The sequence below is a fragment of the Leisingera sp. MMG026 genome (assembly GCF_021654205.1).
Lineage (GTDB): Bacteria > Pseudomonadota > Alphaproteobacteria > Rhodobacterales > Rhodobacteraceae > Leisingera.
In genome coordinates this window covers 1-12,133 of the sequence record NZ_JAKFZM010000075.1, presented here as the reverse complement: position 1 = coordinate 12,133, position 12,133 = coordinate 1, and the positions used below count along the sequence as shown (strand labels likewise).

General features: G+C 63.0%; 9 protein-coding genes and 1 pseudogene. 4 read left to right on the top strand and 6 right to left on the bottom strand.

Annotation, left to right across the window (positions count from 1 at the left end):
• A partial coding sequence (locus L1069_RS22570; RefSeq protein WP_237457131.1) for a hypothetical protein occupies window positions 1–256 on the top strand: 256 nt, incomplete at its 5' end.
• A 24-nt stretch (window positions 257–280) separates the two neighbouring features.
• Here the strand turns inward: L1069_RS22570 and rimO are convergent.
• A complete protein-coding gene (gene rimO / locus L1069_RS22565) occupies window positions 281–1,711 on the bottom strand; it encodes a 30S ribosomal protein S12 methylthiotransferase RimO (RefSeq protein ID WP_237457130.1) in 1,431 nt (476 codons plus the stop codon).
• A 637-nt stretch (window positions 1,712–2,348) separates the two neighbouring features.
• On the opposite strand from rimO, the gene L1069_RS22560 reads away from it, so the two are divergent.
• Window positions 2,349–4,259 carry an AsmA family protein gene (locus L1069_RS22560; protein WP_237457129.1) on the top strand — a complete coding sequence of 637 codons (1,911 nt, stop codon included), beginning with the start codon at window positions 2,349–2,351 and terminating at the stop codon, window positions 4,257–4,259.
• A 353-nt stretch (window positions 4,260–4,612) separates the two neighbouring features.
• Here the strand turns inward: L1069_RS22560 and L1069_RS22555 are convergent.
• The 5 genes and pseudogenes from L1069_RS22555 to L1069_RS22535 all read right to left on the bottom strand — a co-directional run.
• Window positions 4,613–5,454 (bottom strand): annotated as a pseudogene (locus tag L1069_RS22555) (IS110 family transposase); the annotation flags it as partial.
• A gap of 75 nt (window positions 5,455–5,529) precedes the next feature.
• Window positions 5,530–7,026 (bottom strand): phosphomannomutase/phosphoglucomutase, encoded by a 1,497-nt coding sequence (locus L1069_RS22550; protein WP_129370251.1) that lies wholly within the window; start codon window positions 7,024–7,026, stop codon window positions 5,530–5,532.
• Window positions 7,027–7,047: 21 nt separating this feature from the next.
• Window positions 7,048–7,881, bottom strand: coding sequence for a 3-deoxy-8-phosphooctulonate synthase (gene kdsA / locus L1069_RS22545; RefSeq protein WP_129370252.1), 834 nt, complete (start codon window positions 7,879–7,881; stop codon window positions 7,048–7,050).
• 15 nt (window positions 7,882–7,896) lie between these two features.
• Window positions 7,897–9,615 (bottom strand): capsule biosynthesis protein, encoded by a 1,719-nt coding sequence (locus L1069_RS22540; protein ID WP_129370253.1) that lies wholly within the window; start codon window positions 9,613–9,615, stop codon window positions 7,897–7,899.
• Window positions 9,593–10,252, bottom strand: coding sequence for an ATP-binding cassette domain-containing protein (locus L1069_RS22535; RefSeq protein ID WP_129370254.1), 660 nt, complete (start codon window positions 10,250–10,252; stop codon window positions 9,593–9,595). The genes L1069_RS22540 and L1069_RS22535 overlap by 23 nt, the downstream gene beginning before the upstream one ends.
• A gap of 266 nt (window positions 10,253–10,518) precedes the next feature.
• On the opposite strand from L1069_RS22535, the gene L1069_RS22530 reads away from it, so the two are divergent.
• Window positions 10,519–11,112 (top strand): uracil-DNA glycosylase family protein, encoded by a 594-nt coding sequence (locus L1069_RS22530; protein ID WP_237457132.1) that lies wholly within the window; start codon window positions 10,519–10,521, stop codon window positions 11,110–11,112.
• Window positions 11,109–11,900, top strand: a complete 792-nt coding sequence (locus L1069_RS22525) for an SseB family protein (protein ID WP_237457128.1) — start codon at window positions 11,109–11,111, stop codon at window positions 11,898–11,900. Before L1069_RS22530 ends, L1069_RS22525 begins: the two co-directional genes overlap by 4 nt.
• Window positions 11,901–12,133 lie beyond the last annotated feature (233 nt).

Below are 12,133 nucleotides of genomic sequence, written 5' to 3'. Positions count from 1 at the left end.
TGAAATACTGAAAGGCGCAGCGGCAGATGATAGCCACTCTAGGATTGATAGGCGCGACTTCCTCAGTGGCTCGACGTTGGAAGCTGGCCGCTTTACGGTTGAAAGAGATGAAGTGGGGGAGCGCAAGTGGCAAAATTACATTTCTGCTATTGAACTCCTACAAAGCGAGAGATTGGTGTCTGGTATTGGAACAAAGGGAACGTCTTGGGAAGTCACTAGTAGAGGGTTTGAAGCAAACGACCTCCTAAATGCGTAACTAATTCCCTTGTATTACCCGCAACTATAGCTTACTATTTGAAGTCCAATTTCCCCAAAGGTCATACTCACCGGCCTCATCCACCTCGACCGTCACCAGATCACCCGCCTGCAACCCCTCGGTTCCCTCATCAATGAACAGGTTGCCGTCGATCTCCGGCGCATCCGCTTTGGTGCGGCAGGTGGCGATGCCGTCTTCGTCGATGTCATCGACAATGACCTGCATCGTCTGGCCGACTTTCGCCTCAAGTTTCGCCTCGGAGATCGCCTGCGCCTTCTCCATGAACCGGTCCCAGCGCTCCTGCTTCACTTCTTCCGGCACGTGATCGGCCAGATCGTTCGACCGCGCGCCGTCGACGTTTTCGTATTTGAAGCAGCCGACCCGGTCCAGCTGCGCCTCGTCCATCCAATCGAGCAGGTGCTGGAACTCGGCTTCGGTCTCGCCGGGGAAGCCGACGATGAAAGTGGAGCGCAGGGTGATATCCGGGCAGGCCGCGCGCCAGGCGCGGATCTCGTCCAGCGTCTTGGCCGCCGCCGCCGGGCGGGCCATGCGGCGCAGCACATCCGGGTGGGCGTGCTGGAAGGGGATGTCCAGATAGGGCAGCAGTGCGTTGTCCGGGTCCGCCATCAGCGGGATCAGGTCGCGCACAAAGGGGTAGGGGTAGACATAATGCAGCCGCACCCACAGCTCATCCGCCGGGGCCAGCCTGCCCAGTTCGCGGCTGAGGTCAAGGATATGGCTGCGCACCTCTTCGCCCTTCCACGGATGGGTGGAGTATTTGCGGTCCAGCCCGTAGGCAGAGGTGTCCTGCGAAATCACCAGCAGTTCGCGCACCCCGGCCCCGACCAGCTTTTCCGCCTCGCGCAGCACCGCGTGCACCGGGCGCGACGCCAGCTTGCCGCGCATGTCCGGGATGATGCAAAACTTGCACTTGTGGTTGCAGCCCTCGGAAATCTTCAGATAGCTGAAGTGCCGCGGGGTCAGTTTAACGCCGGCCGCGGGCAGCAGGTCCACGTAAGGGTTCGGGGAGGGCGGCACTGCGGAATGCACCGCGTCCAGCACCTGTTCGTACTGATGCGGGCCGGTGACCGCATGAATGCGCGGGTGGTGCTCGCGGATATAGTCCGGCTCGGCGCCCAGGCAGCCGGTGACGATGACTTTGCCGTTTTCCTTAAGCGCTTCGCCGATGGCCTCAAGGCTTTCCGCCTTGGCGCTGTCCAGGAAGCCGCAAGTGTTGACGATGACCGCGTCGGCGCCGGCGTAGTCGGGCGAGATGCCATAGCCTTCGGCGCGCAGCCGGGTCAGGATGCGCTCGCTGTCCACCAGCGCCTTGGGGCAGCCGAGCGACACCATGCCGAGGGTCGGCTGGTCCGGGCGCGGCGCATCACCGAACTGCGGGCGGGGGGCAAGGTCGGGGCGAAGGCTGGGCGGGTTGCTGGACGGGGTACTGGTCATTCGCGCGCATATATCAGGAATGCGGCAAGAGGCAAGGAAAACGGGGGCGCAGGCGCACCCCCCGTGCGCCCTTGGACACCGGGCGGCTATTTTTCCTTTGCATGGCCGCAAGGTCAGGCGCTGCCCTTCGTTAGGTGTTGAAGGTGGAGCGCCAAAGCCCTTAGCCTGCGGGCGCAAAACTCTGCAGCAACGCCAATGCAGCGTTTGAAGGTGCCGCCGGTCTTCGGGGTTTTGTGTGTCCTGATGCATATCCGGTATCTTCTGGAACTGTGGTTGCCAAAGCTGCTCTCTTCACCGCTGAGGCGAAGAACTGGCCACCTCAAGCCAAGCAGAGGCCTCTAACCGCGCGCGAAGCCTGCGCCACTTTCCGCCATATCCTCGTCAAACAAGGTCTCCCCGAAGACAAGCACTTCTTCATTCCGCCGGGAAATGCATTTTGCCGGAAAGACCGGCGCCATCTGGCAGCGGCTGCCCTATCCGCCGTTCGGCCTGCTCTCAGGATACGGCTATCCTGCGGTCAAAACGCGCGAAGCTTTGATGCAGGAAGCGGCTTCCTGCATTGCACCCGCTCCACCAGACGGTAAGCTGGCAAAAAGACCCTTGGACTACAGGGGGACAAGACATGAGGAGTGGGCTGATGAAGCTGATAATCCGGGTTGTGACCGCGCTGGTGCTGACGGTGGTTGTACTGGCGGGGCTGGTGCTGTTGCTGCCGGGCGAGAAAATCGCGCGGCTGGCAGCCGATCAGCTGGAGACGCAGACGGGCCGCAAGCTGGCGTTCGGCGGCAAGGTGCGCTTCACCTTCTGGCCGACGCTAGGGGTCAAGGCGGACGCGGTGACGCTGTCCAATGCGGACTGGGCGGGTCCCGAGCCGATGTTGCGGGCCGAGCGTCTGACCATCGGCGTGGCGGCGGCAGAGCTGTTGCAGGGCGATGTGCGGGTCACGGAAATCTCGGCGATCCTGCCGCATCTGAACCTGGCCACCAACGAAGACGGCATCGGCAACTGGGTCTTTGGCAGCGGCGCCCCAGCCTCTGGCGGCACGGCCGCAAGCAGCAGCGGTACGCTGCCGCTCAGGATCGAAGCGGTCGATCTGACCGGGGCCTCGCTGCGCTACGCCGCATATGGCGAAGCGCCGGTGGAGATGAACAATATCGACCTTAGCCTGCTGTGGCCTGAACCCGATGGCACCGTGAACGCCAAGGCGACCCTGCGCCCGGCGGGAGAGCCGGTGGAGGTGGATGCCGAGATCGGCACCTTTGCAGCGTTTCTGGCCGGTGAGGTGTCCTCGATCGGGGCAACGGTGACGGCACCGGGCGGCAAGGGTCGGTTTGACGGCCATGCCGATATCAACGGCGAGGCCAGCGGGCGGCTGACCTTTGGCGCTGATAATGCGTTGCAAACGGGTGTCGCGCTGGGGCTGGTCCTGCCGGATGCCTTGGCCCAAAAGACCGTGTTCGGCGCTGATGTGACCTATACCGCCGACGGGCGGCTGTCGATGCGCGATCTGGCGGTAGAGCTGGGCAGCAACAAGCTGACCGGCGCCGCGGATGCAGAATTCAACAAGCGGCCGGAGTTTACTGCGCAACTGCGCGGCGGCGCGCTGGATTTCTCTGCGTTGGCCGGCGGGACGGGCAGCTCTGGCAGCGGCGGGGCAGCCGCGGCAGGCTGGCCCAAGGACGCGATTGATGCCTCGGCACTGGGGCTGGCTGATGCGGTCGTTGACCTGTCCTTTGACAGCTTGAATACCGGCGGTGTGATCCTGGGAGCCAGCACGCTGAACCTGACGGTCGAGCGCAGCCGCGCGGTGGTAAAGTTCCTGCCGGCCTCCATGTTCGGCGGCCAGGTGCGGGGGCAGGTGGTTGCCAACAACCGCAATGGCCTGTCGGTGGGCGGCAAGCTCTCGTTCAACGGCATCAGGCTGGAGCGGGCCCTGGGCGAAACCGCGGGCTACAGCCGGCTGAATGGCGAGGCGCTGGGGGAGCTGGAATTCCTGGGGGCCGGAAACTCAGTAGGTGCAATCATGCGCTCGCTCAGCGGCAAGGGCTGGCTGGAAGCGGGCAAAGGCTTCTTTACCGGTTTCGATCTGGAGCAGCTGATGCGCTCGGGCGGTAATGGCGGCAGCACAGTGTTTGATCAGATGACAGCCAGTTACACAATTGACGGCGGCAACCTGCGCAACCAGGATCTTCTGGTTCTGCTCAAGGGGTTCCGCGCCGAAGGCAAGGGCCGGATCGGGCTGGGCGCGCGGGATCTGGATTACCTGTTTATCCCCCAATTGGTGCGGGCAGGCAGTGATCAGGTGCTGACCATTCCGGTGCGGATCACCGGCCCTTGGGAAAACCCGGACATCCGCCCGGACCTGAGCCAGGCGCTGCAGCCGAAAATCGACGAGATCGAGCAGGAAGCCAAGGACCGGGTGCGTCAGAAGCTGAGCGAAGAGCTGAACACAGAGATTGCGCCGGAGCAGGACCTGAACGACGTGCTGAAACAGCGCATCGAACAGGAAGCGCGGGACCAGTTGCTGAAACTCCTGGGCGGCGACTGACCCCTCCAGCCGAAAGCCGGGTGAAGGATGGCCGAAGGCCACCGGGCGCAGCCCGGCGTGTCCTTGACGCGGCTGCAGGCGCCGTACCCAGAGCAATGGCGTGTGCGGGCGGCGCCTGCATTGCAAGCGTTTTCTGAAGTGATCGCGGCGGTCCGTCAGTACCGTCGTGTGTCCGGCCTGTTCGCGCAGCCAGTGTTAAGGGCTGCTGGCCTTGATGAATTCCGCAAGCAAGGTTCCTATCGGCTAAACGACCTCGGAGGGCCATTGCCATTGCCGGAGTGTCCTGGCTTTTGGTTGACTTAGGCCCGCATCATCACATCACGCGTCTTGCATCTCTGGGCAGGCCGGTCCGGTCAGACGGCCGGCTGCCGGTATTCCTGTTGTTTCGTCAGTATCGCCCAGATGATCCGGGCGCTTTTATTGACCATCGCGACCGTCGGCAGCCGGAACGGTTTCCCGGCAAGGATCCTGGCGCTCCAGAAATCGATGCGCTCCGGGTGCTTCCTGCCCATCAGCGCGCGGGACGTCATGCCGGTGATCAGGAGCTTCCGGATGTATCTGTTGCCCTTCTTGGTGATCTTGCCGGGCTTCTCTTTTCCGCCGCCGGACTTGTTGAGCGGGGTCAGGCCCAGCCAGGCTGCGAGATCGCGGCCGGTCCGGAATTGCTTGGCATCGCCGACGGTCGCCACGATGGCGGAGGCAGTAACCGGGCCGACGCCAGGCATGCGCATCAGGCGGCGGGCACCGGCACCAAACTGCGCATGTTGCTCGATCATCTTTGAATAACCTTCAACGCGCTCGTGAACTCCAAGAAACTGGTAGCAGACCGTGCCCAGAATGCCGCTTGTCAGATCGGGCATGCCGGGCCGTTCCCTTTAAGGCGGCGTTTGGCGAAGGCGGTCACAGCGTCGATCCCGCTTCGCAGCACATGGCCAAACTCGCGCAGATGGCTGCGGATCATATTCGCCAGCTGCGTGCGCTGCCTGACCGCGAGATCCCGGGTGCGGTGCAGCGCCAGGATTGCCTGCTGATCTTCGGATTTCAGTTCAACAAAGCGTGTTCTGCGCCTTTGAACGATTCCCTGGATCGTTCAATCCGCTGGCGCGGACCTGCTAAAACTTGGCCGGCGGACCGCTTCGCAAATCGCCTCGGCATCAGCCGCGTCGGTCTTGCCGCGCTTTACATTGTTTCTCAGCAGAAAGAAAAAGCGCCCGCCTTCGGCGGGCGCGGATCGCCTGCGTCAGCAGGCGAAATACCTCTTGGGCTGGGATCAGATTGTCTGGTCGTAATCGCCGACCAACGGCTCGGTGCGGATCACCGCGTCGATATCCGCGAAAATCGCCCGCATCTCGTCTTCGCTTTCGGAGCTTTCGCAGACCACCACCAGGTTCGGCGTGTTGGACGACGCGCGCACCAGCCCCCAGGAGCCATTGTCCAGGATCACCCGCGCACCGTTCACGGTGACAACTTCTTTGATCGCCCGGCCGGCAAGAGTTTCGCCCGCCTCATGCTTGGCCACCAGTTTTTGCACCAGCCGCTCCAGAACGCCATATTTTTCAGTGTCGGCGCAATAGGGCGACATGGTCGGGGTGGACCAGGTCTTGGGCAGGGCCTTGCGCAGGTCCGACATCGACTGATCCGGATTGCGATCCAGCATCTTGCAGACTTCAACCGCCACCCGCATACCGCAGTCATAGCCGCGGCCGATGGGTTCAGCCAGGAAGTAGTGGCCGGATTTCTCAAAGCCCGCCAGCGCGCCGATTTCCTTGACCCGCCGCTTCATGTGGCTGTGGCCGGTTTTCCAGTAGTCCGCCGTCACACCGTTCTTTTGCAGCTCGGGGTCAGAGGCAAACAATCCGGTGGATTTCACATCCGCCACAAAGGTGGAGTTCGGATAGATCTTGGAAAGGTCGCGGGCCATGATCACGCCCACCTTGTCGGCAAAGATCTCCTCGCCCTCGTCATCCACCACGCCGCAGCGGTCGCCGTCGCCGTCAAAGCCAAGCGCCAGATCGGCGCCGGAGGCCTTCACCGATGCTGACATGTCGTGCAGCATCTCCATGGCTTCGGGGTTCGGGTTGTAGTGCGGGAAGGTGTAGTCCAGCTCATTGTGGCTCTCGACCACCTCGACGCCGATGCGCTTGAACAGCTCGGGCGCAAAGGCCGAGGCGGTACCATTGCCGGTGGCGCAGACAATCTTCAGCGGGCGGGACATTTTGAAATCCCCCGCCAGATCGTCAAGGTAGGCCTCTTTCACGCCGTCCACGAACTCATATGACCCGCCGGGAGCGGGCTGGCCTTCACCGTTCAGCACGATGTCACGCAGCTCGCCCATCTCATCGGGGCCGTGGGTCAGCGGGCGGTCAAAGCCCATCTTGACGCCGGTCCAGCCGTTCGGGTTGTGCGAAGCGGTGACCATGGCGACGGCAGGCACATCCAAATGGAACTGCGCGAAATAGGCCATTGGCGACACGGCGGGTCCAATGTCCTTCACTTGGATACCCGCCTGCATCAGGCCAAGCATCAGGGCGTTTTTGATCGCCAGCGAATAATCCCGGTAATCGTTGCCGACCGCAATCACCGGCTCGATCCCGCGCTTGCGCATCTGGGTGCCCAGCCCCAGGCCCAGGGCGGTCATGCCGGGCAGGTTGATCTCCTCGGGGTACTTCCAGCGTGCATCGTATTCGCGGAAACCCGTGGGCATGATCATCGCATCGCGCAGAAAGCTCCAGGTGTTCGGGGTCACCTCGGACTGGGGTTTTGTCATCTCTGAAATCTCTTTGCTGGTTCAAATACGGATGGGATCGGCCTTGGCCAGCGCATCAAAGCGCATCAGGCTGCCGATAAGCTGCGGCATCTGATCCAGGTATATCATGTTCGGCCCGTCGGACGGCGCGGTGTCCGGGTCCTCATGGGTTTCGATGAACACCGCTGAAATACCGAGAGAGACAGCCGCGCGCGCCATCAGCGGTGCAAACTCGCGCTGGCCGCCGGTGGAGCCGCCCTTGCCGCCGGGCTGCTGTACCGAATGGGTGGCGTCCATCACCACCGGGTAGCCGCCCTGTGCCATCTGCGGCAGCGACCGCATGTCGGCGACCAGGGTGTTGTAGCCAAAGGAGGTGCCGCGTTCGGTCAGCAGGATATTGGTGTTGCCGGTGCTTTCCACCTTGGCAACCACATTGGCCATGTCCCAGGGCGCCAGGAACTGGCCCTTTTTGATGTTCACCGCCTTGCCGGTATTGCCGGCCGCCAGCAGCATGTCGGTCTGGCGGCACAGAAAGGCGGGTATTTGCAGGATATCAACCGCCTCTGCCGCCACGGCGCATTGCGCCTCGGTGTGCACGTCGGTCAGCACCGGCACGCCGAATTCGCGGCGGATGGTATCCAGGACCTTCAGCCCTTCGTCCAGCCCCAGGCCGCGCTTGCCGGACAGCGAAGTCCGGTTGGCCTTGTCATAGGAGGCTTTGAACACAAACTGGGCGCCGGCCTTGTCGCAGGCCTCTTTCAGCTGCCCGGCAATCATCCGGGCATGGTCTGCGGTTTCCAGCTGGCAGGGGCCGGCGATGAATGTCAGCGGACAATCATTGCCGATAGTGAGGCCGGCGATATCGATGTTTTTCATGAGCTTCCGATAGCTTTATGATGAGACCTGTTCCCGCAGGATAGACGCGGTAAGCGAGCACATCAGATAAATACCGGAAAAGATCAGGAAAGCCAAAACGGTATTCTCGAACTTGCGCGGATAAGACGGTTCCTGGCTGGGAACAGGCTCCACCGCGGTGGTCAGATAGCGGACCTGGCGGTTGGCCTCCAGACGGGTGGTTTCCACTTGCTGCAAGGCCGATTGCAGCATCAGATCGCGGGTCGCAAGATCGGCCTGGGCCATCTGGATCTGGATCCGAAGATTGGCCAGCGAGTTTTCGCCTGCCGAGGCGTCGACCATCCGGTTGTTGAGGCTTGCGATCACCGCTTCGAGCCGCCGGATGTCGGCCTCGGCGCCGGACACCTTTGCCCGGTTGGGCCGGGCATTGTCCTGAAGGGCGGCCAGTTCCAGCCGTTTTTCCTCCAGCTGGATTTCAAAGGTGCTGATCTGCTGGCGCAGAGAGGCCACCACCCCTTCGGGGTCCAGAACCGAACCTTTTTGCTGCAGCAGCACAAGCTGTTCCTGGGCGGCGCGGCGCTGCCCTTCGGCGTCTGACAGGGCGGATGCGGCTTCCGACATCTGATCGGCGCGCTTTTGCTGCGACAGGTTGTTCACCTTCTCCTGCGCATAGGAAATCAGCTTGCGGGAAAATTCCGCCGCGGCTTCGGGATCGGCGGCAGAGACTTCCATCCGCACCACCCCCTCGGTCGGGTCATAGCCGATCTTCACGTTGCGGCTGTAGGTGGCATAAGCTTCCTCGTTTGTCGGGCCGCTCTCCAGCCGCTGGATCGGGTCCAGCCAGGCTTGGGTGAAATGCGCCTTGAAGCCGGCCTCGCGGTCCAGCCGCAGCATCGCCTCCTTGGACATCAGGTAGCTTTGCACTGCAATCGAATCCTGGCTGGTGGCGAATTGAGTGCCCGACAGCAAGCCGCCGACACCGCCGCCCGCGCTGTCGGCCTTAAGCACCAGGAATTCGGATTTGGAGGAATACATCGGCGTCGCCACCGAATAGAAGTAAAACCCTGCGGCCAGCGTCGGCAGCAGCACGAAAAAGGCCAGCCGGGCTGCCAGCAAGGTCAGTTTGCGGCGGCGGCGGCGGGCGATATCGCGCTGAATTTCCTGGATTTCACGGGTGCGCCGCTCTGCCGGGCTCAGCTCGGTCGAGGGCAGGGTGGTTTTGCCCGCGGGCACTGTCTGCGGCAGCTGGACCGATCCGGGCGCAGGCGGGGTGCCTGCGGGCTGCGCCTTGTTTTGCGGCACCACCAGTTCCAGCATATTGGCGCGCTTGAACGGGTCGATGCCGCGTTCGCGCAGCATCTGCACGGCTTCAAAATCCGAAGTAGGGGCAAGATTGTGTTTCTGCGCCATCCGGCGGGCCAGGCGCAATTGGCGGCCGGTCAGGCCTTCGTGGCGGATCGCATTGATATCGGTTTCCTGCTGGGTCTCGCGGGCCGAGCTGACCATGCCGGACATCGGCGCGGCGCGGGTCTGCGTTTCAGCCGGATGTGCTGCGCCCGGATTTGCCGGGGCTGCCTGGGCTGCTGCAGGCGCCGCGGGCCGGGCGGCGGCAGCAGCTGTTCGCGGCTGGGAATGCCCGGCCGCCTGGCTTGCAGCTGCGCCGGCCGCCTGAGGCTGATCCCCGGCGCCGCTGGCTCCGGCTGCAGCGGGGCTGCGGCGGATGCGGAACTTTTTAGCTCTCGGTTTCGTAGTCATAGAGCTGTTTCGCTTCTTCCAAAGTGTCAAAAATGTGCAACTGGCCCTGCAGCAGGACCGCAGCTGAACGGGCAAATTTCTCCAGCGTCTTGGCTTGGTGGGAGACGATGATGATTGTGGTTGTTTCCAGCCGCTCCTGCAGGATTTCGCCGGCCTTGCGGTTGAACTCCACATCCGTGGTGCTGGGCATGCCTTCATCAATCAAGTAGATGTCGAAGTCCAGCGCCAGCATCAGCGAGAAGCTGAACCGTGCCCGCATCCCCGAAGAATAGGTGCCGATCGGCTGGTCGAAATATTCGCCCAGGCCGCACAGCCAGCGGCAATAGGCCTCCACATAGTCGGGATCCAGGCCATACAGTTTGGCGATATAGCGGCAGTTTTCCATTGCGGACAGGCGGCTGATCACCCCGCCCATGAACCCCAGCGGAAAGGAAATCTTGCAGTTGCGGCGGATCTCGCCCTCATCCGGTTTTTCCAGGCCGGCCATCATGTTGATCAGCGTGGTCTTGCCGGTGCCGTTCGGCGCCAGCACGCCCAGCGATTTGCCCGGCTCGACGCGGAACGACACGCGGTCAAGGATCACCTTGCGCTGGGTCCCTGTCCAGAAGGACTTGCTGACGTTTTCAAACTCAAGCATTGCTGGTTCCGGTGCTGCTCGTGCGGCCCTCTTGCGGGCTCTGTCTGCCTCATGTTCACAAAGGCGCACTGACGCGCCCGTGGCTCTTTGGTATCAAAAGAGTGTTAATGGCCTACGCCGCGAATTTGGCCTTATTATGTCGAATAGTACCATAAATGTTCAATGAAGTTTTAACCAATTCAGCCCCGATCCGGGGTGCGGGACGGGTTTTTGGGCGGCAGGATGGCAAGGCGGGGCGAGAGATGACTGTTTCCAAGTGCGGGACAATGAAGGCCTGGCAGCAATTGAAGGCAGAGATTCGGGGCTGCCGGATCTGTGCAGACCGCTTTGCCGCCACCGCCACTGCGCATGAGCCGCGCCCGGTTGTGTGGTTCCGCCCCTCAGCGCGGATCCTGATTGCCGGCCAGGCGCCGGGTGCGCGGGTGCATGAAAGCGGCCGCCCCTTTACCGATCCGTCCGGCGACCGGCTGCGGGCCTGGCTGGGCCTCACTGAGGCGGAGTTCTATGACAAGGACCGGGTGGCGGTGGTGCCGATGGGGTTCTGCTTTCCCGGCTACAACGGCAAAAAGGCGGATCTGCCGCCGCCTGCGGTGTGCTGCAAGACCTGGCATGCCCAAGTGATGGAGCAGCTGCCGGATGTCCGCCTCAAAGTGCTGGTCGGCACGCATGCGCAGCGCTATCACCTGGGGGTGAAGGGGCCTTTGACACCGCTGGTTCAGGGCTGGAGGGATCATGCGCCGCAGGTCTTCCCCTTGCCGCACCCGTCCTGGCGTAATACCGGATGGCTGAAGAAAAACCCCTGGTTCGAAGCCGAGCTGCTGCCGGTGCTGCAGACCCGGGTGAAGGAGCTGATGCGATGACAGAAGAAACCCCGCTGGATCTGGCCCATGCGGCGATGGAGGCGGCCTCGGCGGATGATGCCGCCCGGCTGCGGTTCTACGAGCGGCTGGCTGACAGCGAACTGTTCCTTATGCTGACAGAAGAAGCCGCCGGCGGGCAGATCTCGCCTGAGTTGTTTGAGACGCCTGAAGGCGCCTTTGTGCTGGTGTTCGACCGCGAGGAGCGCTTGGCGCAGTTTGCCGGCCGGGCGGTGCCTTATGCGGGGCTTTCCGGCCGCGTCATCACCCAGATGCTCGCCGGGCAGGGGATCGGGCTGGGCCTGAACCTGGAGGTGGCGCCCTCTGCCATTCTGATCCCGGCCAGTGCGGTCGGCTGGCTGCATCAGACCCTTGGCCACACCCCGGACGAGATGGAAGCCGGCATTGCGGAGTTTACACCGCCAACCGGGATGCCGGAGGTGCTGCTGACGTCGCTGGACGCCAAGCTGGCTACTGCCGGCGGGTTGGCGGCAGCGGCCTATCTGGCGGGGGTGCGGTATGCCGGCGGCGGCCAGGGGCATCTGCTGGGGTTTGTCGGCGCCAAGGAGGCTGCGCAACCGTCGCTGGCCAAGGCAGCGGGCGAAGCGCTGACCTTTTCCGGAATTGAGGCGGGAGCGATGGATGTGGCCTTTTTTGAGGCCGAGGATCCAGTTGCGGCCAGCTTGGCCCGGGTCGGGTTGCGGTTCGACCTGCCGCAGCCGCCGGAACCGGACGCCCTCCAGCCGGAGATCCCGGGCAGCAATCCGGACAAGCCGCCGCGGCTGGTGTAGCCGGGCCGGATCGGGAGGGGGGCGCTCCCGCCTGCTCCGGCACATTTTGTAAATGTGCCGGAGCAGTTGGGGGGGGGCGCTGTGCTGTGCACAGCGCGGCTCTTTCTGCTGAGACGCGCTTGCGGAGCAATTTTCTCCATTGAGCGTTTGTTCGGGGGTATGCCAGCCCTTGACCCGGCAAAGGGTGGAAGGCTGCTTGCAATCGGTGGTGCGGGGCGCGCCCCCCCCCCCCC

Bases quoted from the DNA above. Each gene is read 5' to 3' on its own strand.
- L1069_RS22530 (WP_237457132.1), top strand. From the start codon at position 10,519: ATGAAGGCCTGGCAGCAATTGAAGGCAGAGATTCGGGGCTGCCGGATC.
- L1069_RS22525 (WP_237457128.1), top strand. From the start codon at position 11,109: ATGACAGAAGAAACCCCGCTGGATCTGGCCCATGCGGCGATGGAGGCG.
- L1069_RS22535 (WP_129370254.1), bottom strand. From the start codon at position 10,252: ATGCTTGAGTTTGAAAACGTCAGCAAGTCCTTCTGGACAGGGACCCAG.
- L1069_RS22560 (WP_237457129.1), top strand. From the start codon at position 2,349: ATGAAGCTGATAATCCGGGTTGTGACCGCGCTGGTGCTGACGGTGGTT.
- L1069_RS22540 (WP_129370253.1), bottom strand. From the start codon at position 9,615: ATGACTACGAAACCGAGAGCTAAAAAGTTCCGCATCCGCCGCAGCCCC.
- rimO (WP_237457130.1), bottom strand. From the start codon at position 1,711: ATGACCAGTACCCCGTCCAGCAACCCGCCCAGCCTTCGCCCCGACCTT.
- kdsA (WP_129370252.1), bottom strand. From the start codon at position 7,881: ATGAAAAACATCGATATCGCCGGCCTCACTATCGGCAATGATTGTCCG.
- L1069_RS22550 (WP_129370251.1), bottom strand. From the start codon at position 7,026: ATGACAAAACCCCAGTCCGAGGTGACCCCGAACACCTGGAGCTTTCTG.